24 protein-coding genes are annotated in these 24,762 nt (G+C 40.5%); 18 read left to right on the top strand and 6 right to left on the bottom strand.

Features of this window, described 5'->3' with window-relative positions; all coding sequences use genetic code 11:
• Positions 1-10: 10 nt before the first annotated feature.
• The 11 genes from pelF (at position 11) to HMPREF1519_RS06950 (ending at position 11,411) form a co-directional block, all read left to right on the top strand.
• Positions 11-1,417, top strand: a complete 1,407-nt coding sequence (gene pelF, locus HMPREF1519_RS07000) for a GT4 family glycosyltransferase PelF (protein ID WP_037611676.1) — start codon at positions 11-13, stop codon at positions 1,415-1,417.
• Positions 1,417-2,868, top strand: a complete 1,452-nt coding sequence (pelG, locus tag HMPREF1519_RS06995; RefSeq protein WP_037611674.1) for an exopolysaccharide Pel transporter PelG — start codon at positions 1,417-1,419, stop codon at positions 2,866-2,868. Before pelF ends, pelG begins: the two co-directional genes overlap by 1 nt.
• Positions 2,865-4,631, top strand: coding sequence for a CotH kinase family protein (locus HMPREF1519_RS06990; protein WP_037611672.1), 1,767 nt, complete (start codon positions 2,865-2,867; stop codon positions 4,629-4,631). The genes pelG and HMPREF1519_RS06990 overlap by 4 nt, the downstream gene beginning before the upstream one ends.
• Positions 4,621-5,349: a polyphosphate polymerase domain-containing protein gene (locus HMPREF1519_RS06985; RefSeq protein WP_002883511.1), complete on the top strand. Its 729-nt coding sequence runs from the start codon at positions 4,621-4,623 to the stop codon at positions 5,347-5,349. The genes HMPREF1519_RS06990 and HMPREF1519_RS06985 overlap by 11 nt, the downstream gene beginning before the upstream one ends.
• Before the next feature lie 48 nt (positions 5,350-5,397).
• Positions 5,398-6,069, top strand: a complete 672-nt coding sequence (locus HMPREF1519_RS06980; protein WP_021144271.1) for a DUF4956 domain-containing protein — start codon at positions 5,398-5,400, stop codon at positions 6,067-6,069.
• A complete protein-coding gene (locus HMPREF1519_RS06975; RefSeq protein ID WP_037611670.1) occupies positions 6,062-7,483 on the top strand; it encodes a DUF4832 domain-containing protein in 1,422 nt (473 codons plus the stop codon). Before HMPREF1519_RS06980 ends, HMPREF1519_RS06975 begins: the two co-directional genes overlap by 8 nt.
• 14 nt (positions 7,484-7,497) lie before the next feature.
• Positions 7,498-8,511 carry a UDP-glucose 4-epimerase GalE gene (galE, locus tag HMPREF1519_RS06970; protein ID WP_037611668.1) on the top strand — a complete coding sequence of 338 codons (1,014 nt, stop codon included), beginning with the start codon at positions 7,498-7,500 and terminating at the stop codon, positions 8,509-8,511.
• Positions 8,512-8,702: 191 nt separating this feature from the next.
• Positions 8,703-8,939: a DUF1146 family protein gene (locus HMPREF1519_RS06965; protein ID WP_037603973.1), complete on the top strand. Its 237-nt coding sequence runs from the start codon at positions 8,703-8,705 to the stop codon at positions 8,937-8,939.
• A 67-nt stretch (positions 8,940-9,006) separates the two neighbouring features.
• Positions 9,007-10,278 carry a UDP-N-acetylglucosamine 1-carboxyvinyltransferase gene (murA, locus tag HMPREF1519_RS06960; RefSeq protein WP_037611666.1) on the top strand — a complete coding sequence of 424 codons (1,272 nt, stop codon included), beginning with the start codon at positions 9,007-9,009 and terminating at the stop codon, positions 10,276-10,278.
• A 1-nt stretch (position 10,279) separates the two neighbouring features.
• Positions 10,280-10,468, top strand: coding sequence for a DNA-directed RNA polymerase subunit beta (locus HMPREF1519_RS06955; protein ID WP_022496462.1), 189 nt, complete (start codon positions 10,280-10,282; stop codon positions 10,466-10,468).
• A 61-nt stretch (positions 10,469-10,529) separates the two neighbouring features.
• Positions 10,530-11,411, top strand: a complete 882-nt coding sequence (locus HMPREF1519_RS06950; protein ID WP_013990683.1) for a DNA/RNA non-specific endonuclease — start codon at positions 10,530-10,532, stop codon at positions 11,409-11,411.
• 77 nt (positions 11,412-11,488) lie between these two features.
• On the opposite strand, the gene HMPREF1519_RS06945 is transcribed toward HMPREF1519_RS06950, so the two are convergent.
• From HMPREF1519_RS06945 to HMPREF1519_RS06930, 4 genes are read right to left on the bottom strand one after another with little or no spacing between them, the layout of a single operon-like run.
• Positions 11,489-12,139 carry an amino acid ABC transporter permease gene (locus tag HMPREF1519_RS06945; protein WP_002886253.1) on the bottom strand — a complete coding sequence of 217 codons (651 nt, stop codon included), beginning with the start codon at positions 12,137-12,139 and terminating at the stop codon, positions 11,489-11,491.
• Between the two features lie 11 nt (positions 12,140-12,150).
• Positions 12,151-12,849, bottom strand: a complete 699-nt coding sequence (locus tag HMPREF1519_RS06940) for an amino acid ABC transporter permease (protein WP_002886251.1) — start codon at positions 12,847-12,849, stop codon at positions 12,151-12,153.
• Between the two features lie 17 nt (positions 12,850-12,866).
• Positions 12,867-13,700, bottom strand: coding sequence for a transporter substrate-binding domain-containing protein (locus HMPREF1519_RS06935; protein ID WP_037611665.1), 834 nt, complete (start codon positions 13,698-13,700; stop codon positions 12,867-12,869).
• A gap of 9 nt (positions 13,701-13,709) precedes the next feature.
• Complete coding sequence (locus HMPREF1519_RS06930; protein ID WP_037611663.1) at positions 13,710-14,477, bottom strand: amino acid ABC transporter ATP-binding protein; 768 nt, start codon at positions 14,475-14,477, stop codon at positions 13,710-13,712.
• Between the two features lie 299 nt (positions 14,478-14,776).
• On the opposite strand from HMPREF1519_RS06930, the gene yycF reads away from it, so the two are divergent.
• The 4 genes from yycF to HMPREF1519_RS06910 are packed head-to-tail and all read left to right on the top strand — an operon-like array spanning position 14,777 to position 18,053.
• Positions 14,777-15,484: a response regulator YycF gene (gene yycF, locus HMPREF1519_RS06925; RefSeq protein ID WP_002884978.1), complete on the top strand. Its 708-nt coding sequence runs from the start codon at positions 14,777-14,779 to the stop codon at positions 15,482-15,484.
• Positions 15,477-16,817, top strand: coding sequence for a cell wall metabolism sensor histidine kinase VicK (vicK, locus tag HMPREF1519_RS06920; protein ID WP_022496319.1), 1,341 nt, complete (start codon positions 15,477-15,479; stop codon positions 16,815-16,817). The genes yycF and vicK overlap by 8 nt, the downstream gene beginning before the upstream one ends.
• A gap of 5 nt (positions 16,818-16,822) precedes the next feature.
• On the top strand, positions 16,823-17,635 hold the full coding sequence (locus HMPREF1519_RS06915; RefSeq protein WP_022496320.1) for an MBL fold metallo-hydrolase: 813 nt from the start codon (positions 16,823-16,825) through the stop codon (positions 17,633-17,635).
• A 58-nt stretch (positions 17,636-17,693) separates the two neighbouring features.
• Complete coding sequence (locus HMPREF1519_RS06910; RefSeq protein WP_037611660.1) at positions 17,694-18,053, top strand: YbaN family protein; 360 nt, start codon at positions 17,694-17,696, stop codon at positions 18,051-18,053.
• Positions 18,054-18,104: 51 nt separating this feature from the next.
• Here HMPREF1519_RS06910 and HMPREF1519_RS06905 read toward each other — a convergent pair whose 3' ends face one another.
• Positions 18,105-19,319, bottom strand: coding sequence for an aminoacyltransferase (locus HMPREF1519_RS06905; RefSeq protein ID WP_037611659.1), 1,215 nt, complete (start codon positions 19,317-19,319; stop codon positions 18,105-18,107).
• A gap of 1 nt (position 19,320) precedes the next feature.
• A complete protein-coding gene (gene yidA, locus HMPREF1519_RS06900) occupies positions 19,321-20,130 on the bottom strand; it encodes a sugar-phosphatase (RefSeq protein WP_002890845.1) in 810 nt (269 codons plus the stop codon).
• Positions 20,131-20,307: 177 nt separating this feature from the next.
• Here yidA and HMPREF1519_RS06895 point away from each other — a divergent pair, with 177 nt between their 5' ends.
• The 3 genes from HMPREF1519_RS06895 (at position 20,308) to HMPREF1519_RS06885 (ending at position 24,591) form a co-directional block, all read left to right on the top strand.
• The gene (locus HMPREF1519_RS06895) at positions 20,308-21,174 is read left to right on the top strand and encodes a GNAT family N-acetyltransferase (protein WP_022495838.1); all 867 of its coding nucleotides are present in this window, start codon (positions 20,308-20,310) and stop codon (positions 21,172-21,174) included.
• 81 nt (positions 21,175-21,255) lie between these two features.
• Positions 21,256-21,642 (top strand): DUF1934 domain-containing protein, encoded by a 387-nt coding sequence (locus tag HMPREF1519_RS06890; RefSeq protein WP_022495837.1) that lies wholly within the window; start codon positions 21,256-21,258, stop codon positions 21,640-21,642.
• A gap of 264 nt (positions 21,643-21,906) precedes the next feature.
• Positions 21,907-24,591 carry a cation-translocating P-type ATPase gene (locus tag HMPREF1519_RS06885; protein ID WP_022495836.1) on the top strand — a complete coding sequence of 895 codons (2,685 nt, stop codon included), beginning with the start codon at positions 21,907-21,909 and terminating at the stop codon, positions 24,589-24,591.
• The last annotated feature ends 171 nt before the right edge of the window (positions 24,592-24,762 follow it).

Here is a 24,762-nt window from a genome sequence, read left to right as displayed (position 1 = left end):
GGAAATGCCGATGAAGATATGTTTAATTCTTGAAGGGTCCTATCCGTATGTTCACGGTGGTGTCTCTACTTGGATGCATCAATATATTACAGAAATGAAAGAGCATGAATTTGTTCTCTGGGTTGTGGGGGCAACACATGAGCAAAAGGGAAAGTTTGTTTATGAACTCCCTGAAAATGTCGTAGAAGTACACGAAGTCTTCTTGGACTATGTTGTGCCAGATAAAGAAGAAGACATAGAGCCACATCAGTTTACAGATGAGGAAAAACAAGCGCTTAAAGATATGGTTTTTTGTCAACAACCTGATTGGAAAGTCTTGTTTAAACTTTTACAGGATGGTAAGGTCGTTCCTAACGATCTCTTGAGTAGTGAGGCCTTTTTTCAGGTCTTGAAGGATCTCTGTAATGAGCGCTACACGCAGCTATCTTTTTCAGATGTTTTTCACACTATCCGTTCTATGCTGTTTCCACTTTTAAATATTTTATCTTGTCCACCTCCTGAAGCAGATGTTTACCACTCAATCTCTACAGGTTATGGTGGTATTCTTGCAACTTTGGGCAGTTTGACCTATGACAAACCTCTGTTCTTAACTGAACACGGGATTTATACACGTGAACGTGAGGAAGAATTGCTTCGTGCCAAGTGGGTTTTACCTACAATGCGCCAACAGTGGGTAAGATTCTTCTATATGTTGTCTGATGCGATTTATCAAAATGCTGAAAAAATTACTAGCCTCTTTACTAAGGCCAAGGAAATTCAGATTGAGATGGGGTGTGATCCAGAGAAATGTCAGGTTATTTCAAACGGGATTGACTACGATGCGTTTTCTCAAATTCCTTTGAAAGAACCGGATGGTTGGATTGATATCGGAGCCGTGGTTCGTTTGGCTCCAATTAAGGACATCAAAACCATGTTGTATTCTTTCTACGAACTAGCTCAGCAAGTGCCAAACGTTCGTTTGCATATCATGGGTGGTATAGATGACCAAGAATATGCGAATGAGTGTTTTAGCTTGGCCGATAAGATGGATTTGGGAGATCGTCTCCTATTCACTGGTCGTGTTAATATTCGAGAATATATGAAGAAAATTGATTTTACGCTTTTGACCAGTCTTTCTGAAGGTTTGCCACTTTCTGTTTTGGAATCAATGGCGGCTAGTCGTCCTTGTGTGACGACAGATGTCGGATGTTGTCGAGAATTGCTAGAAGGTCGTGAGGATGACAATCTAGGGATTGCAGGATTTTGTGCGCCACCTACTTGTACAGGACCTCTTGCAGAAGCTATGAAGAAGATGGCGATTAATGATGCTAGACGTCTTGAAATGGGTGAAATTGCGCGTAAGCGTGTTGAAGCGATATATCAATATCCGCAAATGATCGGTCAGTACCGACGCTTATATGAGGAGGTGGCTGTTTAATGGCCGGTATTGGATTTGAATTACGTAAAATTTACAACGAGGATAGCCTTTTTTCAAAACAAAAGGCCTACGCTTATGCTGGAATTGTTTATACCGGTCCTATGCTTTTGGGGATTTTACTTACAGCTGGTGTCGTTGTTTTGACAATGGTAGCGGGAATCAGTGAAAATGAGCGTGATTATATTCTTTCGAACTTAACCTACGCTATCATCTTTTCACTCGTGATTACCAGTCTCTTTTCTCTGGTGGTAACCCGCTTTGTTGCGGACATGCTCTACGAGAAGAAATTTGAGACTATTATCCCTTCATTTTATGCGTCGAGTGCCTTGATGCTTTTAATTGGGACACCGCTTTATGCGATCTATCTAGCCTTGGCTAGTCGAAGCTTAGCAGAAGTGGCTATGGGAGTTTTGCTCTTTGGTGAGCTCTGTCTCGTTTGGAATGTCATTACCTACTTGACAGCGATCAAATCCTATAAAGAAATTATCAAAGGTTTCTTTTTAGCGATTGGTGTGACGATTGTCTCTGGGTTACTTAGTATTTTCCTACATCAAAAGTATGGTATCTTCCTAAGTGTTTGTTTGGGATACGGTGGAATGATGTTTTGGATGGTTCGTCTCATCCATGACTATTTCCCATCTAATCTTAAAATGTCCTTTGAGTTTTTGAAATGGTTTGATCAATTCTCTGATCTTGCCAAGACAGGGCTTTACATGTTGGTAGCACTCTTTGCTCATATTATTATTAACTGGTTTGGGCCAATTAGTAAGAGTTTTGATGGTTTCTTCCGTACAGCTCCAGTCTACGATGTGCCAGCCATGCTAGCCTACTTAACGACTTTGGTATCAACACTTAATTTCGTTATGTCTGTCGAGGTTTCCTTCTATCCACATTTCCGACGTTATTTTAACCTCTACAATGAAGAGGGGAGTCTTTCGGATATCCAGGAAGCTGAAACTCAAATGTTGGATGTCATGAGTAACGAACTCAAATATGTTTTTTGGAAACAATTGCTAGCAACAATTTTCATTATGTTCTTCGGAAGCGTGGCCTTGACTTATTTACCAATTGGTTTTAACAATCAAATGCATGGGTACTTTTTAACGCTATGTCTTGCTTATGGCCTCTATGCTGTTGGTAATGTAAATATCTTGCTATTGATGTATTTTGCAGATTATAAGGGGGCCAAGAAACTTGCCAAACACTTTGCTATTTTGACAGTAGTTTTGAGTTTTGGTTCTCAGTTCTTGGACTCAGCCTTCCTAGGCTATGCCTTCTTGATTTCTTCTTTACTTCTTTTCCTTGAAAGTGGTCAGGAAATCGATAAATACACAAGTGATCTTCAGTATCATTTCTTAGGAAGCCAAGCCATGGTATCTAAGAAAGACGTGGGCTATTTTGAAAAATGGACTGAGCGTTTAGAAAACGTACAAAAGAGGTGGGGGAAATGAATAGGAAAAAGAGTTTAGCAGCAGTTTTGTTGCTCTGTACGGTCTTTGGTTTTACAGCATGCGGGACCAAGGAGCAAACAAAAAATGGTGTGACAACTAAAAAAGTAGATAAACAAGCAACTACTGATATCACGAATGTGCACTTAAGAGATAAGAAGAGCCTCTATGATAAGGATCATACAAAGGTAACGACCATGTACCTGACAGTACGTCGAGGAGATGCTACAGAAAATCAAAATCACTCATGGTCTGAGGTCAATCAATATTCCGTTGAAGATTATCAGAAAATGCATGTTAAACGATATCAAGTAGCAGGGCTCCTTCAAGTTGGTAACGAGGACGGTCCTGTCTCTGGTGAGTTAGGTTATGACCAAGACGTGCCAAATGCCAGTGTTCAGATTCGTGGGGAAAGTTCAAGTAAGAACGCCCAAAAGAACTACAAAATCAAGATTAAAAAGAACAAGGGTGAGTGGAACGGCCAACGTACGATTAACATTAACAAACACCAGACAGAAGCCCTTCGCTTTAGAAATAAGTTGTCTTATGATTTAATGGAAGAAATTCCTCAACTCATGGGTGCTAGAACGAGTTTTGTTCACCTCTATGTTAAAGATGAAACCTCTGACAATCCTTCAGGTAAGTTTGAAGATTATGGTCTCTACACGCAAGTCGAACAGATTAACAAAAACTATCTGAAAGATCACGGTCTGGATGAAAATGCCAACCTTTATAAACCAAACTTCTTCGAATTCTTCCGCTATGAGGATACGATTGTTAAAGAAGATGATCCTAAATTTGATAAGGATAAATTCGAGAAACTTTTGGAAATTAAAGGTAGCCATGATCACACCAAACTTATTGATTTTCTAACCAAGCTCAACGATCCATCGGTGAAGATTGAAACCATCATGGACAAGTATGTAGATCCTGAGAACATCCAATATTGGATGGCATTCCAGATGTTGCTTGGTAATGATGATACACAGAGTCGTAACATGTATCTCTATAGTCCACAAAACTCAACCAAATGGTACATCATTCCTTGGGATAACGATAGTATCCTGATGAAGAATGAACGTCGTTTGGTAAGTAAGGACAGCGACCAAGCCAATAGCTGGGAAGTCGGTGTCAGCAACTATTGGGGTAACCAACTTTTCCAACGTTTGCTCAAATCAAAAGAGTTCCGCAAGGGTCTAGATGAGAAGATGGATGAGCTACGTAAGACAATTACTGGTGACAAGATTTCTTCAATGAGTAATGAATACGCAGCAGTCATTAAACCTTATCTAGCTAAGATGCCTGACCAAATGCATGCTAAGACAACACCTGATAATTACGACAAGATCTTGGCAGATTTGCCAAATGAGTTGGAGAACAACTACAAGATTTACAAAACAAGTCTTGAAAAACCACAACCATTCTTTATTAATAAGCCGGAAGTGGCCAATAACAAATTGAAATTAAGTTGGGGTGCCTCTTACGACTTCAATAACAGCAAGTTGACTTACACAGTTGAGTTAGCTAAGGACTATGAATTTAAAGACAAGGTCTTTGAAAAATCTGGTCTCAAGACCCTCAGTGCCGAAACAGATACCTTGCCTAAGGGACAATACTTTGTACGTGTGACTGCAACTAACGAAGCTGGACAATCACAACGTGCCTTTGACTACTATGTCAATAGTGATAATTCAAAACAATTTGGTATCATGAGCTTCTTTGTCCTTGAAGATGGAAAAATTGGGGTAGATGGCTATGAAGACTAAAGAGAAGCCCTTTCGCCATGAGTTGAAATATGTCATCGGTGAACCAGAAAAGGCTCTGCTGACTGAGCGTTTTAAACATTTGATTCAATTGGATAAGCATGCGACAAATGGTGGTTATACCATTAGGAGTCTTTACTTTGACGACTATTGGAATAGTGCCTATGCTGAAAAAGATGCAGGTATTCTAGTTCGTAAAAAATATCGGATTCGTATCTATAATTTCGGTACCAATAGTATTAAACTAGAGCGTAAGAAAAAGGTAGATACCTACATTTTGAAAGAGGATGCACCTCTAACCGTTGAAGAATTTTATAAAATTATTGATGGAGACTATGACTTTCTCTTAAAAAGTCCATATCCTCTCTGTCAGGAATTTTACTATGAATGCGTTAGTAACATGATGCGTCCACGGACCATCGTTGACTATGAGCGAGAGCCGTGGGTCTATGACTTTGGAACAGTTCGCTTAACCTTTGACCAAAATGTTAGAGTAGCGGTTGGAAGTTTTGATATTTTTGATCCAGACTTACCAACAATTCCAGTCATTGATCCAGAAAAGATGGTTTTCGAAGTTAAATACACAGAGTATCTGCCAAAGATTGTCCAGAGTGTCTTGCCAGGGAAAGCAGACATGATGGCTGTCTCTAAGTACGTATTGGCTTATGAAAAATCTCAGTATCTAAATGGTTTTGAATACTGGGAAGATGGGAATATATAAATAGGAAAAGGCTAAGTTTGGAAGAACTTAGTATAAGAAGGGGAGTTTATGAGTGTTCAAGACTTTATAAAAAAATCAATTTTGCAGTCTGATAACTATGCGACACAATCACCGTTTCGTATTGTTATCGTCTTGCTACTTGCCTTGTTGATTGGAGCCTTTATCTATAAGGTTTACCAGCATTTCTTTACAGGCGTTATTTATTCACGCAGTTTTGCCATGACCTTGGTCGGTATGACCTTGCTTACGTCAATGGTAACACTGGCAATCAGTTCAAACATCGTTATCTCACTTGGTATGGTCGGTGCCCTCTCTATCGTCCGTTACCGTACCGCTGTTAAGGATCCTATGGACTTGCTCTACTTGTTCTGGGCAATTACCTCAGGGATTACGGTAGGGGCAGGTATGTATGTCCTAGCCGTTGTAACGTCTATCGTTATCCTTTTAATGCTTATTGTCTTTAGCCGCTTGCAAGAGACTGGTAAGGTGTATATCGCTGTGGTTCACTATGATGGTGAGCACACAGGTGACAAAGTTATTCAAGAACTTGGTCGCATCAAACACTTTATCAAGTCTGAAACTATGAGAAAAGACAGTGTTGAGATGGCTATTGAAGTCTTTGTGAAAAATAACGACCTTACCTTCGTTGAAAACATTAAATCTATCGAAGGTGTCAAAGACCTTACGCTGATCCAATACAACGGCGAATACCATGGCTAGTAAGCGTGAGAAGAAGAGTTGGAGTAGTCGAAAGAAGAAACTTTGGCTCGTCATCTGTCTAATCATCATTACGAGTGGTTTTTATGCTATTTTTGTGTATTTGAATACCAGAAATACAGGTACCAAGTTTGAATATACGCTTTCAGACAAGAGTTTTGGGAATCCGCTCATGGGTTATGTCCCTTCAGCGGAAGAAAAAACAGTTTCTGAAGATGTTCATCTTGTCTATGTTGATATCACATGGAAAGAATTGGAACCTAAAAAGGGCCACTATAACTGGGAAACAATTGAAGAAAGTAACCAGTTCAAACGATGGAAGAAAGAAGGCAAGCAGGTCGTCTTACGTTTCTTGCTAGATTACCCTGGCAAATCAAGTCATAAGGATATCCCTGACTGGTTGGGAAATGAAATTTCTGACCTTGGGGATGCTTATAACACATCCTACGGTAAGGGATTTTCACCAAATTACCAAAATAAACTGCTTAGAAAATACTATAAAGAAGCTGTTACTGCTATGGGACAGCGTTGGGGCAATGATGATTTTATCGCCTACATCGAACTTGGTGGCTTAGGACACTGGGGCGAGTGGCATGTTCACTCAGATGCTGGCATTCGCCAATTGCCACGAAAAGAAGTTCGTAAGGACTATATTGCACCGTTTCAACCAGCCTTTCCTAAAGCGAAGATTCTTATGAGAAGACCTTTTGATACAGGTTTGGAAGGTGATTTTGGAATCTACAATGATGTCTTTGGAGACAAATCAGCAACTAAAACCTGGTTAAATTGGATTCAAAATGGTGGCTCATACGATCAAACTCAAGAGCAAGCAGCCTTGAAAGCCATGCCTAATGCTTGGGAAAAGGCTCCTATCGGTGGTGAATTAACAAGTTCACAGTCTATGTCAAGCTTACTCGGTAATAACTTAGATGAGTTAACTGAAGAAGCTAAGGCAGCTCATCTGACCTTCTTGGGTCCAAAGGTTGCTGAAGATATCGGTGACGGGCATGCTGCTTATAAGGAGCTTTTGAAGAACATGGGCTATCGCCTCTGGGTATCAGGTTTGACAATCTCCAAAGGAGAGAGCAAGGTTGATATTACCCTTAATTTGGAAAATTCTGGGGTTGCCCCTTTATATGGGGATTGGCCTGTGGTATTATACTTGTGTAATACTAATGGCAAGGTTCTTCAAGCACAACAACTTGAGTGTCGTTTGTCTGAATTGCTTCCTGATCAAACAACTGAACTTAAGGCAAGTTTCGCCTATTCTAAAGATCAGAACTATCAAGTGAAGCTAGGAATTCTATCTCCAATGACACAAGAGCCTTCGGTTCATTTTGCCATGAAAGGTTTTGAAGGAGAAGTTATGCCTAAATTAGCAACGATTCAAAAGGATCAAAAAGGCACTGGCAAGTAAGAAAGGAAAAATAAATGTCTATTTTAATTACAGGAGGAGCTGGCTATATCGGTAGCCACACAACCGTTGAACTCCTTAATGCAGGTTTCGATGTAGTCTTAGTTGATGACTTTTCAAATAGTTCGCCAGCGGTACTTGAACGTTTGGAAAAGATTACGGGTAAAAAGTTTCCATTTTATCAAGGCTCCATTTTAGATACTGATTTTTTGGATAAGGTTTTCACAAATGAAGATATTGAGTTAGTTATTCACTTTGCGGCCTTCAAGGCAGTGGGTGAATCTGTTCAAAAACCTTTGAAATATTATAAGAACAACATCAGTGGTACCATTACCCTCCTTGAAAAAATGAAGGAATATGATGTTAAAAACATCGTCTTCAGTTCAAGTGCAACAGTTTACGGTACCAATAATCCTTCTCCAATGACCGAAGATATGCCAACGTCAGCGATTAACCCATATGGTTATACTAAGTTGATGATGGAACAAATTCTTACAGACGTAGCTGCTTCAGATTCGTCATGGTCTGTCACAAATCTTCGTTATTTCAATCCTATCGGTGCTCATGAAAGTGGTTTGATTGGGGAATTGCCAAACGGTATTCCAAACAACCTGATGCCATATATTACACAAGTAGCTATCGGTAAACTGCCTGAGCTTAACGTCTTTGGGGATGACTATCCAACTCCAGATGGTACAGGTGTGCGTGACTACATTCACGTTCTTGACCTGGCCTCAGGTCACTTGGCTGCTGTCAAATATAATTTGAGTCATAAAGGTGCTGAGATTTTCAACTTGGGTACTGGACATGGTTATAGCGTTTTGGATCTCGTTAAGACTTTCGAAGCTGAAAACAAGGTTGCTATCCCATACCGTATTCAAGGACGTCGTGCTGGCGATATTGCTACTTGCTATGCCTCTCCTGAAAAGGCCAAAGAAGTCCTTGGCTGGGAAGCTAAGAAGACCTTGAAAGAAATGGTTAGAGATTCATGGCGTTGGCAAACGACTAACCCAAACGGTTATGAAGACTAAGTAGCATAACTCAAATTATCAGTTCCTAGGGAGTGTAAGATAAGCACTAGATTATTTTAAACTATGCCTAATCTAGTAGCTTCAAAAATAAAGAGAAGAGGAGTGGGAGCGGTCACTAAATGATTACAGATTTAGAACTGTCTCACCCTCTTTTTATGTTTAAGCTTAGCTTTCTATGGTATAATGAAACTATGACTATAATTAATCAATTCGTCACTTTGGCGAGTCACCTTGTATTTATAGGATTGAGCTACCAAATGCTGATTAGCCTTTTTGATTGGGCGAAGATCATCAAAAATCCGATTGAAAATACTGGTAAATTGAAACTCTTTTTGCTCTTTATCAGTATTGCCTTAGGCTACCTTATCAGCTCCTTTGTTCTGGCGGTTTTAGCTTTTGGACAGAATATGGCTAGCTCGATTTCTTAAATTAGTGATTTTAAAAGACTTTTGATATAATACAAAAAGATGAAAATGACCCTTGAAAGGAATCCTTATGGATAAAATTATTGTGCAGGGTGGCAACACTCGATTAAGTGGTGAGGTTGTCATTGAAGGTGCTAAAAACGCTGTCCTCCCTTTGTTGGCAGCGACTATCTTGGCCTCAGAAGGTCAAACAACCTTAACTAATGTTCCAATCTTGTCAGATGTTTACACGATGAATAATGTTGTTCGTGGTTTAGATATTGCTGTAGACTTTGACGAGGAAAATAATACCGTTGTCGTTGATGCTAGTGGAGAAATTCTCGATCAAGCACCATACGAGTATGTTAGCAAGATGCGTGCGTCAATCGTAGTTCTTGGACCTATTCTTGCCCGTAATGGTCACGCTAAGGTTTCAATGCCTGGCGGTTGTACGATTGGTAGTCGTCCAATCGACCTCCACCTCAAAGGTTTAGAAGCAATGGGTGCTAAAATTACCCAAGTTGGTGGTGACATTACTGCGACAGCAGAAAACCTTAAAGGTGCAACTATTTATATGGACTTCCCATCTGTTGGTGCCACTCAAAACCTTATGATGGCAGCAACTTTGGCTGATGGTGTTACAACCATTGAAAATGCTGCGCGTGAACCAGAAATTGTTGACTTGGCCCTCCTTCTTAACGAGATGGGAGCAGACGTCAAAGGTGCTGGAACTGAAACGCTCGTGATTAAAGGTGTTAAAGCTCTCCATGGTACTAAACATGCGGTTGTTCAGGACCGTATTGAAGCCGGTACTTTTATGGTAGCGGCAGCTATGACTTCTGGAGATGTTCTCATCAAAGATGCTATCTGGGAACATAACCGTCCTTTGATTTCAAAATTATTGGAAATGGGTGTCGATGTTAAGGAAGAAGACGGTGGCATTCGTGTTAAATCTGATGTTTCTCAATTGAAACCAGTAACCGTTAAAACTCTACCTCACCCAGGTTTCCCAACTGACATGCAGGCTCAATTTACAGCACTTATGGCAGTGGTAAACGGGGAATCAACCATGATTGAAACTGTCTTTGAGAATCGCTTCCAACACTTGGAAGAAATGCGTCGTATGGGACTTCATTCAGAAATCCTTCGTGACACGGCTATGATTCACGGTGGTTTGCCACTTCAAGGTGCTCAGGTTATGTCTACTGACCTTCGAGCTTCAGCAGCACTTATTCTTACAGGAATGGTAGCTGAAGGAACAACGACTGTTGGTAAATTGACACACTTGGATCGTGGTTACTATCAATTCCATGAGAAACTAGCTAAACTAGGAGCAAATATTTCACGTGTAAGTGAGGCTTAGTATGGAAACTGGTAAAGGCTTTGTTTTTCGTCAATTATTACTTGTTTTGAGTGTGTGTGTGATTGGCCTTGCTTTTCTAGCTATCGGTTTGATGATTGGCTATGCTGTTTTAGGAGAAGGCAAGGATCCGATTAGCATCTTAAAACCAGAAACTTGGCAGGCAATTGTTGCTAAATTTACAGGAAAATAAAAGGGAGCGGGAAGTAATCCCGCTCCTTTAGTCATGACATACATATAAAAGAAAGAGAACAATGGCAAAAAGAAAGACATCTTTAACAAATAAACAGAAACGTCAGCTAGTCTCGTTACTAATAGCGGTTTTGATTGCAGTTTTAGGTTACATTGGAACGAGCAATAAGCTCTCACCTAACAATCCAATCAAGCAGGTAGCTAGTCTAGTCTCGGGAAAATCCAATAACTCCGCCAAATCAAACGGCTCAACAAGTGGGCAGTCTACGCCACAAGAGCAACTCGCAGAGACGGTGATGACCAGCTCTGTCAAGAGTCAACTCGGAAACGCCATAGAATGGAATGGGGCTGGTGCCTATATTGTTAACGGTAATAAAACCAATCTTAATGCTAAGGTATCTAGCCAACCCTACGCTAATAACCAAGTTAAAACGGTTCAAGGACAAACGGTTCCTACAGTTGCGAATGCCTTGTTAAGTAAAGCGACCAGACAGTACAAAAATCGTCAAGAAACAGGGAATGGCTCAACTTCTTGGACACCAGCTGGATGGCATCAAGTTCACAATCTTTCAGGAGAGTATAGCCATGCCGTAGACCGAGGCCATTTGTTAGGTTATGCACTTGTAGGTGGTCTCAAAGGATTTGATGCCTCGACTTCAAATCCAGAAAATATTGCCGTTCAAACTGCTTGGGCTAACCAAGCTAATAGCGAAACTTCCACAGGCCAAAACTATTATGAAAGCCTGGTACGAAAAGCTCAGGATAAAAACAAACGTGTCCGTTATCGCGTGACCCTCATTTATGAAGGAGATAACCTCATTCCATCAGGATCACATCTTGAAGCCAAGTCAGCAGATGGCTCGCTTGAGTTCAATGTCTTCGTTCCAAATGTCCAACAGGGAATTACCCTAGATTATTATTCAGGCAAAGTAACGGTGAATTAACGAAACAAACGACTCCGATTGGAGTCGTTTTTAGTATCCAGAAAAACAAAAACCCACCCGTAGGTGAGTTTTTTGTTTTATTCACTAGCTTGCTCCCATTGTTTAGAGAGGTAGCGAGAGTAGCTAGAGATGGCAAAGTTAACCACGAAATAAGCTAAAGCCACAATACCGTATAAGGTAAAGATTTGACTAGGTTCGTAGTAACCACCCATCAAAATCTGACTCTTACCAAACAATTCTTGTAAGGCGATAACAGAGTAAAGGAAAGAAGTATCCTTGATAACTGTTACGAATTGAGAGATGATAGATGGCAACATCTTACGAATAGCTTGTGGGAAGATGATGTAAATAAAGATTTGTTTGTTGTTAAATCCTTGAGACAAACCGGCTTCCGTTTGGCCATGGTCGATAGAGTTCAGTCCCCCACGAATGATTTCCGCCAAGGCAGCAGAGGTAAAGACCGTGAAAGAGGTAATCCCTGCCGCAGTTGACTTGAGTTGGAAGACCAAGAAGATGATGAAAATCCAAAGCAAGTTAGGAACGTTACGGACGAACTCAACGTAGATAGAAGCAATCCAACGCAGAATAGGATTCTTTCCGTTACGCATCACCGCCAGAATAGTTCCGAACAGGGTAGATAGCACGATGATGAAGAAAGACAAGTAAAGGGTCGTCCACATCCCTTGTGCCAAGAATTTAAGGTTAGTAGCTGATAAAACTTCTGACATAGTGGACCTCCTTAGTAAGCTTTCTTATTCTCTTCTTCTTTACGACGTGCCCAAGTAGCTAGAGGGAAACACATGATAAAGTAGAGGAAGGCAGCCCCAGCAAAGGCCGGTACATAGTTAGTGGTATCATAAGCCCAAGCCTTAGCCGTGAACATGATATCTGCCCCAGAGATAATGGCAACTGTAGAAGTATTCTTAATCAAGTTAACCACTTGGTTGGTCAATGGTGGCAAGATAGTACGGACTGCTTGAGGCAAGATGATGATACGCATGGTATCAGCGTAGGTGAATCCTTGAGACAAAGCGGCTTCGGTTTGACCTTTAGGAACTGCCTCGATACCTGTACGAATAATTTCAGAGATATAGGCTCCTGTGTAGACACCCACACAAAGGATAGCCGTCAATGAAATTGGGATCATGACATGACCATCAGTCAAGATTGAAATCCCATAGAAGACAACCACGAATTGCACAAGCAAGGGTGTGTTCTGGAAGATTTCGACATAAACACGTGAAATGCCACGAAGGACCTTGTTGTGAGTCGAACTCATAGCTCCAAAGATAAGCCCAAGAAGAAGAGCTACAATCAAGGCACCAATTGAAATGCCAAGGGTGTAAAAGAAACCTTTGGCAAATTGCCCAAAGTTAGCGAAGAAAGCAGCCCAACGTTCAAGAGCGAAAGGACTAGCCGTTTCAGTTAAAAGATACATAAATTCAGGACTCCTTTCTATTTATCTTCAGCCTTAGCTGGTTTCAAGTGATACTTATCGTAGAGTTTTTGAAGGCTACCATCTTTTTGCCATTTAGCAATCAAATCGTTGGTATAATCAATCAACTCTTGGTTAGACTTACTTGAAGCAATACCGTACTCTTGTGTTTTGAAACCTTCATCAAGGATCTTGGTTTTATCACTTTCGTAACCTGACAAGATTGATTTATCACCAGCAAAGGCGTCAATACGGTAAGCATAGAGTGATACGGCTAACTCAGGATAAGATCCAAGTTGAACGTAGTCAAACTTAAGGTTATTAGCTGAAGCGTACTCTTCAACAGCAGCTTTGGCAGATGACCCTTGAGACACTCCAATAGTTTTACCGTTTAGGTCAGAAAGTTTCTTATAGCCAGATTTGGTTTGAACGAGGAAACCGATTTGGTCGTAGTAGTAAGGATTTGACATGGCATATGAAGCCTTACGCTCATCTGTAATGGTATAAGTAGCGATAAGCATGTCAATAGTTCCGTTATCCATAAGGGCTTCACGAGTTTGTGGGGTAACCGCTGTAAAATTCACCTTAACCTTAAGTTCTTTGGCAATTTTCTTAGCGAGGTCAATTTCCATCCCTTGATAGGTATTAGTTTTGGCTGAATAGTAACCAAAGTTTGGGACATCCTGTTTGACACCAACGTTTAGAGTCCCTTTTTTGACAATTTTTTGAATTGCAGCACTATTGAGTAGTTTACTGCTTTCATCTGCCTGACTACTTTTAGTGTTCCAGAGGAGAACTGCTAGAAAAGCTATAACAGAGATAGCTAAAATGCGACTAAGTTTCTTGATTAACATAAGTCCTCCTTAGGCGTCCACTTGGACACGATCAGAGTTGTGGTCGATAATCTTAGAAAGGAATTGAACCGCACGAGGTTCAGTTGGATTGTCAAAGAAACCATCCACATCCGTAGTGTCTACAAGAACTTGACCTTCAGCCATGAAAATGATACGGTCAGCCACACTACGGGCAAAGCCCATTTCGTGGGTTACGACAACCATGTTCATGCCACCTTTGGCAAGGTTTTGCATAACCGCAAGCACGTCACCGATAGTTTCTGGGTCAAGGGCTGACGTTGGTTCATCAAAGAGCAAGAGCTCAGGATTCATGGCAAGACCACGGGCAATTGCGATACGTTGTTTTTGTCCACCAGAAAGCATACCAGGGTATGAATCTTTTTTGTCCCACATGTTAACGTAGCGAAGGAATTTTTCAGCAGTCTTTTCGGCGTCTGCCTTACTGATTCCAAGAACCTTGATTGGTGCCAATGTTACATTTTCAAGAACGGTTTTGTGCGGGTAGAGGTTAAAGTGTTGGAATACCATACCCGCTTCCTTACGAAGCTCAACCAAATCTTTGGCAGAAGCTTCCGTCACATTATGTCCGTTAACGATAAGCGTACCGCTATCAATGGATTCCAAGGCGTTGATTGTACGGATAAGGGTAGATTTCCCAGACCCAGAAGGTCCCAAGAGAACCACAACTTGTCCTTTTTCAATTTCTAGATTGATATCACGAAGTGCATGATAATCTCCGTAATATTTATTAACATTTTTAAATTCGATAAGTGCCATAAGAGCCTCCTAAAATTTTACATTAATAATTTTACATTAATATATGTAACAACAAGAGTGTATTTTACTATAGATATAGTAAAATGTCAAAAATGTTTGAAAATTCAATCATAATGTTTGTCTTTTAACCGATTACACATAGCAAAGCTATCTTAAAAAACAAGAAAAGCTTGTATATCAGCTCAATATCTATAGTAGAAACTTGGTCCTTAACCTATTTTTTGGTATAATATGTTTGATACGTAAAGTTTTCTACTTTACAAAATTGAATGACTTAAGAAAACCGATGAGGTGTTTATATGAAAAAAATTCTAGTTGTTGATGATGAAAGACCAATCTCGGATATCATCAAGTTTAACCTGACTAAAGAGGGTTATGAAGTGGTTACAGCCTTTGATGGTCGTGAAGCTTTGGAGCAGTTTGAAGCTGAAAAACCAGACTTGGTCATCCTAGACTTGATGTTGCCTGAACTAGATGGCTTAGAAGTTGCTAAGGAAATTCGAAAGACAAGTCACACACCAATTATCATGCTTTCCGCTAAGGATAGCGAGTTCGATAAGGTTATAGGGCTAGAAATTGGGGCGGACGACTATGTGACGAAACCATTTTCTAATCGTGAATTGTTGGCACGTATCAAAGCTCACTTGCGTCGTACAGAGACTATTGAAACAGCAGCAGAAGAAAGCTCTAACTCTGGCAAGCAGGAGATTTCAATTGGTGAGTTGATTATTGTTCCAGATGCATTTGTTGCTAAAAAACGTGGAAATGAAGTCGAGCTCACACACCGTGAATTTGAGTTGCTTTTCCATCTGGCAACTCACATGGGACAAGTGATGACGCGTGAGCATTTACTTGAAACTGTTTGGGGTTATGACTATTTTGGTGATGTTCGTACGGTTGACGTAACCATTCGTCGTCTCCGTGAAAAAATTGAAGATACACCTAGTCGTCCTGAATATATTTTGACGCGTCGTGGTGTTGGTTATTATATGAAGAATTATGACTAGTATTGGCTTAAACATCACAAGCTTTGAACTAGCCTTACTCTTTACGCTCCTCTTTGTGGCTTTCTACTTTATTTTTCTTGCATATCGTGATTATCGACGAGTCAAAAATATTCGAAAGTTGACCAAGAGGGTCAAGTCCTTAATGGCAGGTAACTATAACGAGGAGTTACGCTTAAAGGGTGATCCAGAGCTTTTAGAGCTAGCTGACAGCTTGAATGATTTATCGGATGTCTTTCGTTTGACGCATGAAAATCTAGCCCAGGAAAAAAACCGCTTATCATCAGTCCTCTCTTACATGAGTGATGGAGTTATTGCGACAAATCGCCGTGGTCAAATTACCATGATTAATAGCACAGCTCAGCGTTTGTTGAATCTAGATTATGAAACAGCGACACAGATGTCCATTTTAGATTTATTAGATGGCGAAAATCCCTATACTTATAGTGAATTGCTCTCTAAGACTCCTGAAATTCATTTGTCACGTCGAGATGCCAACGATGAGTTTGTGACCTTACGTGTTAATTTTGCCCTTATTCGTAAAGAATCAGGTTTTATCTCAGGTCTGGTTGCCGTTCTTCACGATGCCACTGAGCAAGAAAAAGAAGAGCGTGAACGTCGACTCTTCGTCTCAAACGTTAGTCATGAGTTGCGTACACCTTTGACTTCTGTAAAATCCTATCTGGAGGCACTTGATGATGGTGCTCTCGACGAAGAGATTGCTCCTAACTTTATCAAAGTTTCTTTGGATGAGACCAATCGTATGATGCGAATGATTTCTGATCTCTTGGCACTGTCACGTATTGACAATAAGAGTACCCAACTTGATGTTGAGATGACTAATTTCACAGCCTTCATGACCTATATCTTGAATCGTTTTGACCAGATTAAAAGTCAAGAAACCAATACAGGTAAAACTTACGAAATCATTCGAGATTATCCGGTAAACTCAATTTGGGTGGAGATTGATACAGATAAGATGACTCAGGTCGTGGATAATATTCTTAACAATGCCATCAAGTATTCGCCTGATGGTGGTAAGATTACAGTGTCTATGAAGACAACTGACTCACAGTTAATTGTTTCTATTTCTGACCAAGGTTTGGGTATTCCTAAGAAAGATTTGCCTTTGATTTTCGACCGTTTTTACCGTGTTGATAAGGCAAGAAGTCGTGCCCAAGGTGGAACTGGTCTAGGCTTGTCCATTGCAAAAGAAATTATTAAACAACATAAGGGCTTTATTTGGGCTAAGAGTGAGTATGGTAAGGGTTCAACTTTTACAATTGTGCTTCCATGTGACAAGGATGCCATGATGGTTGATGAATGGGAGATGTAGTAAAAATGACCTCAGATTTAGGGTTTAAATATAGTATTTTGGCTTCAGGGTCAACTGGTAATTCCTTTTACTTGGAAACTCCAGAGAAGAAGATTCTTGTAGATGCTGGTTTGTCTGGTAAGAAAATCACAAGTTTGCTAGCTGAGATTGATCGTGATCCGAGTGATTTGGATGCAATCTTAGTAACGCATGAACACAAGGATCACATCCATGGCGTAGGCGTTTTAGCTCGTAAATATGGCATGGATATCTACGCCAACGAGAAAACCTGGCAGATTATGGATAGTAAAAATATGCTTGGCAAGATTGATAATAGCCAGAAACATGTTTTTTCTCGTGACAAGCTTCTGACCTTTGGAGACCTTGATATTGAGTCTTTTGGAGTTAGTCACGATGCTATTGATCCACAGTTCTATCGCTTTATGAAAGATGGAAAGAGTTTCGTTATGTTGACGGATACGGGTTATGTTTCTGATCGTATGGCAGGTATTATTGAGAATGCCGACGGCTATCTGATTGAGTCCAATCATGATGTTGAAATCCTTAGAGCAGGTTCATATCCTTGGTCAACCAAGCAACGTATCCTCTCTGATCAAGGTCACTTGTGTAATGAAGATGGAGCGGATGCTATGATTCGTACCATCGGTAATAAAACTAAAAAGATCTACTTGGGTCACCTTTCCAAAGAAAATAATATCAAGGAGTTGGCCCACATGACGATGGAAAATCAGTTGGCACGTGCTGACTTTGGTGTTGGAACTGACTTTAAAGTTTATGATACCTCACCAGACACAGCGACTCCACTGACAGACATTTAAAAATAGCAGAAGAGCTGCACTAATACGTTTAGTGCAGCTTTTTAAAAGGAATGTATTTATGAAAGTAATTTATCTCTCGTTAGGTTTTGTCTCGCTCGGTTTGGGAATTCTTGGGATTCCCCTCCCTATCTTACCCACAACACCTTTTCTACTTTTAGCCATTGCTTGCTTTGCTAGAAGTTCCAAACGTTTTGAGAAATGGTTATATCATACTAAGCTGTATCAAAGTTATGTAGCCGATTTTCGAGAAACCAAATCAATTGCCAAAGAACGAAAGAAAAAGATTATCATCCAAATCTATGTTTTGATGGCAATTTCAATCTTTTTTGCCCCTATACTATGGGTGAAAATCGGACTCTTTTGCCTGACGGTCTTCATCACTTATTATCTCTTTAAGGTTATTCCTGATAAAGACTAAGCTATCATCAAAAAATGAGACTTCCAAGATGGAGTCTCATTTTATATATTATTAATGTTTGCTACGTAATTTCTTACGGAGTTTATAGGCAAAATTGGCTGGTCCGTATAGAGGGCTAACTGGAAGGTTGAATTCCCCAATGAATTGTTCAATACGTGGGTTAAATTTGGACTTGAAATTATACAAACCACCATCTAGTGAATTTTCAATTCCTCCCATGTTTTGCCACTCAGCTCCACGCTCGAAAGCGTGATTAGCTGTTTCATACCATGTCAGGATAGCTGGCTGATAACGACGGTAGTCTTCATCCATTCCTGCATAGATATTCTCAGACGTCTTGCCAAATTCAAGAACGAGTGTACCAGAGAGTGGGACCGTCTTATTTCCAGCATCAACTTTTTCTTGAAGAAAGTCAATTTCCTCTTTAAGTCTCTTGTGCTCTTGTTTATTGTTCTCGATTTTTCCTGGTTTAGTTTTTTCAGTGAACTTAGCTGCATCAGCAATGTTCTTTTCGAGTTGCTTATTGAGGTCTTTGAGACGAGCTGGTAGATCAAGAGTTGAGAGTGTAATGTAAGAAGATTCTGGGTAGGTAGTCAACAACTTTTCATAATAATCAATGCCACGAAGGTGGATGTTCTTACGGGCCTCTGTCTTCTTCATCAAAGATGCGAATTGTTCAAGAAGCTCAGTGCCACCAAATTGGACTGAAATCCCCTTGTTTCGAGCAGTACGAACAGCCTGCTTGGTACTCTTAGAGAGTTGTTCCTCAGTGAAATCTTCCTTATGGATATTAGCCTGGAAGCGAGGTTGGATATTCTCAGCCATATCTTCAGTGAGGCCTGTCCATTCAACGCCAAGAGCTTGGATGGACTTGGCAATTGCCATAGTCTCTTCACGGATTTCAGCTTCTTGTGAGATCAAGTTTTTTGTCACAAAGAGACTTGGGTCAAATTTCACAAAGAGGGCACGCTTTGTTTTGGCATATTTTTTAAGCGAAGCCATAACAAAGGCGAGCAACTCTTTATCTTGATAGTCCATAATAGGTCCACGAGGGATATAAATCATAGAAAAGCCAAGAGGGAGTGGCTGAATAAGGACACTAGCGACAGCAACGAGATTACCATCTTGATAGAAACCTAGGCGGTCATTTCCCCAACTATCCTTGATTTTAGCCCATGAACTACTCTGTAATAAATTCGTTTGAGGACTATCTATAACAAAGCGGTCATGCTCAGAAGTACTGAGTCCAGTTTTATAGGTATACATATTATTCTAGAACCCACTTTCTAATAGCGTAAGCGACACCAGATTCATCATTTGATTTTGTGATGTGTTTCGCAATTTTCTTCATTTCTGGATTACCATTTTCCATAACAACAGGAGAGCCAACGACTTCAAGCATAGCACGGTCATTTTCTTCATCACCGATAGCCATTGTTTCTTCTTTAGAAAGACCGAGTTTCTCAGCAAGATGGGTTACAGCAATCCCTTTGTTGGCTGTTTTCTTGAGAATTTCTAGATAAAATGGTGTTGATTTTACAATGGTAAAGCGGTCATAAAATTCCTGTGGAAGTTTGGCAATGGCTGCATCAAGAATTTCAGGCTCATCGATATACATGGCCTTAACAAATTCCTTGTCAGCTACCTCCTCAGGTGTACGATAATAAATCGGCATATGGACAAGTGTAGACTCATGAACTGTATAGCGTCCAATGTTGCGATTACTTGTGTAGATACCATCTTTAGTAATGGCGTGAGAATGAACACCAAGTTTGTTAGCCAAAACCTCAATGTCAAGGTAGTCTTCGTATGAAAGTGTCTCACGAATCAATTCATTACCAGTAGAAGTTTCTTGGACAAGACCACCATTAAAAGTGATAACATAGTCTCCGTCTTGGTTGAGGTTAAGCTCTTCAAGAAGTGGAAGCACTCCTGGAATAGGGCGACCAGTCGCAATAACAACCTTTACACCAGCAGCTTTAGCATCTTGAATCGCTTGAAAGACTTCCGGTGTAACTTGACGTTGGCTATTTAAAAGCGTTCCATCAATATCAACAGCAATAAGTTTAATAGACATAATAATTACCTGTTTCGTTTAGTTAGTTTCCCTTCTATTTTACTAAAATTTAGGCGCTTTGTCATAGTTCTTCCTGAGAAAAGTGTTATTATCTCTTTGAAGAAGTGGATTAGGTAAGAATTGCCCAAATGCTTTTTAATTGGTAAAATAAGGTCAGACAAATAAAGGAGAGATAAAGTGATTCGAGTAACCAACCAATTGACGGAGCAAGCACGGAAGGCAGCAAAAGCATTGATTGCAATCTGCCAAGCCCATGACCAAACCTTTCGAGAACCCTATCTCTCCAATATGCTTAATTTTAATCCCAATATGCCGGCCTTTTTCCTCTATTTCCAAGAGGGAGAGTTGCTTGGCTTATTAACGGTCTATGCGGATGATGAAGACGTTGAAGTGAGCATCCTAGTGGACCCTAGTCATCGTCGTCAGGGTATTGCGCGTGCGATGTATAGAAGCTTTGAAAAAGAAATGGCATCTTATCCTATTCGCTCAGTGACCTTTCAGACGGAGCGTGTTTTTCTAGATGGTCATCCTGATTTGGCTAGTCATTGGGGTTTGGTTGAGGATGAAGAGACGGAAACCTGGCTAGGGCGAGATAGAACACCATATGCTCTGGATTCCCGTTCAGATGTCAAGGTGCTCTTAGCTGAACCTTCTTACCTAGATGAAATTTCCCAACTCCACCACCAAGCCTTTTCAGATGAAGTGGAAACACTTGAGGTGAGTTGCCAATACATTGCGGAAGCCTTGGAGGATTCCGATAGCCTGCTTTACATCCTACTCAAAGAAGGTCAAGTGATTGGAGTTTGTACGGTTGATTTATCTGGGAATAGCAACTACCTTTATGGACTTGCCGTAGCAGAAGCCTATCGTGGCCAAGGCTATGGAAGCTATCTGGCAAAATCAGTCGTCAACCAACTTATTGCGCAAAATGACAAGTCCTTCCAAATTGCAGTGGAAGATAGCAATGTAGGTGCCAAACGCTTGTATGAAAAGATTGGCTTTGTCAAACAAACCCAGGTGGTTTACTTGAAGCAGAAAGGGTAAACGCAATGTTGAAACTCTCTTTGAGGTTAGAGTTGCTATCGTCTTAAGTAAAAAGTAGTTTTAGAACAGAATGGAGTATAAATGGAAATTAAAATCAAAAACAAAATTAAAGTAGGAGATCAAACGGAAATTATCGAAGAAATCCACGCTTGTGAAGTTATGGAAAAAGGGGATTATACCTATCTTGTTCACAATAATTCGGAGAAAGAAAAAGTGGTTATTAAGTTGAATCAGGATGAGCTAGTGATGACACGCTTTTCTAATCCTAAATCCATCATGCGTTTTTCAGCTAAAGTACCTGCCTTGGTCCACATTCCGACACCGCTAGGTACCCAGCATTTTCTGACAGACACTAGTTTATTTGCCCATGACCCAAATGGACAGACAGTTGATATTCATTATCAGTTAAAACATCCAGAAACAGAAGACGTTTTTGCTGATTATGAATTAGAAGTTTCTTGGTTTTAATTTTTGAAAAAATAGAATCATTTTGCTTGAATAAAGAATAATTTATGATAAAATGTTTAGTACAAATAAGGGAGTAGCAGGTGACTGTAATCATGAGATTTGATTAACAGTTGCGATTATGTCGTCATTACGAAATTTTACATTTCCGGCATATTCTTAAACAGCGAGACTTTTTTTTTATTAAACAAGTCTCTTTTTGTATGATTTTTTATATGAAAAGAGTCTTGTTAGCCATTTTTCCCTATATAGAAGGAGGAGATTATTTTGTCTAAAGAACAAAGTAAAACCTTGTTTTACACACAAGGAGAGGAAGAAGTCCTAAAAAACTTGGACACTTCTGTTGATGGTTTGTCTACTGCACAAGCCAAGGAACGTTTAGATGCCTATGGCTATAACGAGTTGGATGAAGGTGAAAAACGCAGCCTCTTGTCAAAATTCATCGATCAGTTTAAAGATTTGATGATTATCATCTTGCTTGTCGCCGCCGCCCTTTCTGTTATTACAGAAGGTATGCATGGTTTGACGGATGCCTGTATTATTTTAGCCGTTGTTGTTTTGAATGCCGCCTTCGGTGTGTATCAAGAAGGACAAGCAGAAGCGGCTATTGAAGCCCTCAAAAACATGTCTAGTCCTATGGCTCGTGTGCGCCGTGATGGCCATGTCGTTGAAATTGATTCACGCGAATTGGTTCCTGGAGATATCGTCTTGCTTGAAGCTGGTGATGTTGTTCCTGCGGATATGCGTTTGCTCGAAGCTGCCTCACTTAAGATTGAAGAAGCAGCCCTTACCGGTGAATCTGTACCAGTTGAAAAGGACGTTACTGAGACAGTTGAAGCAGAAGCAGGTATCGGTGACCGTGTAAATATGGGTTATCAAAATTCTAACGTTACTTATGGTCGTGGTACAGGAGTTGTAACCAATACCGGTATGTATACAGAGGTCGGTAAGATTGCTGATATGCTGGCTAATGCGGACGAATCACAAACGCCATTGAAACAAAGCTTGGAGCAACTGTCTAAGACCTTGACCTATCTGATTGTCGCTATTGCTTTGGTGACATTCTTGGTTAGTGTCTTCATTCGTGGCGAACAACCTCTTGAAGGCTTGATGGTTGCCGTTGCTCTAGCCGTTGCAGCCATTCCTGAAGGTTTGCCTGCCATTGTAACCATTCTCCTGTCACTTGGGACAACGACCCTTGCTAAACGCAATTCGATTGTTCGTAAATTGCCAGCAGTTGAAACCCTCGGTTCAACTGAAATTATCGCATCTGATAAGACTGGTACCTTAACCATGAACCAAATGACTGTTGAAAAGGTCTATACTAACGGTCAATTGCAAAATGCTTCTACGGAACTTGGTGCTGATAATACGACCCTTCGTATTATGAACTTTGCCAATGATACTAAGGTAGATCCAGACGGTAAACTAATCGGGGACCCAACGGAAACAGCTCTTGTTCAATTTGGTTTGGACCACAATTTTGATGTGCGTGACGTCTTGAAATCAGAGCCTCGTGTGGCAGAATTGCCATTTGACTCCGACCGTAAGCTCATGTCTACTATCCATAAAGAAGCGGATGGCACATACTTTGTAGCTGTTAAAGGTGCGCCTGACCAATTGCTCAAACGTGTGACTCGAATTGAAATCAATGGTGAGGTCCGTCCTATCACGGATGAAGATAAACAAGCTATCCTTGCGACTAATAAGGACTTGGCAAAACAAGCCCTTCGTGTCTTGATGATGGCTTATAAGACAACGAATGACATTCCTACCTTGGAATCTACAGTTGTTGAGTCTGATTTGATTTTCTCAGGTTTGGTAGGTATGATTGACCCAGAACGTCCAGAAGCAGCAGAAGCTGTCCGTGTCGCTAAAGAAGCGGGGATCCGTCCAATCATGATTACAGGTGACCACCAAGATACAGCAGAAGCAATCGCTAAGCGTCTTGGTATCATCGATCCAAATGATACGGAAGATCATGTCTTTACTGGAGCTGAGCTTAATGAGCTTTCTGATGAAGAATTCCAAAAAGTCTTCAAACAGTACTCTGTCTATGCGCGTGTATCTCCTGAACACAAGGTTCGTATCGTTAAGGCTTGGCAAAATGATGGCAAGGTTGTTGCCATGACAGGTGATGGGGTTAATGATGCGCCTTCACTTAAGACAGCTGATATCGGTATTGGTATGGGAATCACAGGTACAGAGGTTTCTAAGGGAGCTTCAGATATGGTTCTTGCCGATGATAACTTTGCGACAATTATCGTTGCCGTAGAAGAAGGACGTAAGGTCTTCTCAAATATTCAAAAATCAATCCAATACCTCTTGTCAGCCAATATGGCAGAAGTCTTCATTATCTTCTTTGCCACACTGTTTGGTTGGGATGTGCTTCAACCAGTACACCTTCTCTGGATTAACCTAGTCACTGATACACTTCCAGCTATCGCACTTGGGGTTGAGCCAGCTGAACCAGGTATTATGACTCACAAACCTCGTGGTCGCCAATCAAACTTCTTTGATGGTGGTGTCTTCGGAGCGATTATGTATCAAGGTGTTTTCCAAACTATCCTTGTTCTTGCAGTATATGGTTGGGGCCTTGCCTTCCCAGAGCACCATACGCAAGCAGAAATTCATGCGGATGCCCTTACAATGGCCTTTGCCACACTTGGATTAATCCAGTTGCTCCATGCCTTTAACGTTAAATCAGTTTATCAATCAGTCTTTAAAGTTGGTCTCTTTAGAAACAAGACTTTCAACTGGGCAATTCCAGTAGCCTTCGTTCTTTTGATGGCAACTATCGTAGTTCCTGGATTTAATAACCTTTTCCATGTGTCACACCTTAGTCTGACACAATGGCTTGCGGTTATTGTAGGTTCCTTCTTGATTGTGGTATTGGTTGAATTAGTCAAAGCTATTCAACGTGCCCTTGGTAAAGATAAAGACGCTATTTAAAACATAAAGTCAGAGATAATGGTCTCTGGCTTTTTCTTATCACATCTTGAATTCAGGAGGAGTCTTGTTTATAATTGAAGAGAAATGATCACAAGTGAAGAGAAATGATCACAAGTGAAGAGAAATGATCACAAGTGAAGAGAAATGATCACAAGTGAAGAGAAATGATCA

This window comes from Streptococcus sp. SR4, assembly GCF_000517725.1.
GTDB lineage: Bacteria > Bacillota > Bacilli > Lactobacillales > Streptococcaceae > Streptococcus > Streptococcus salivarius_F.
This window is presented reverse-complemented; position numbering and strand designations above follow the sequence as displayed.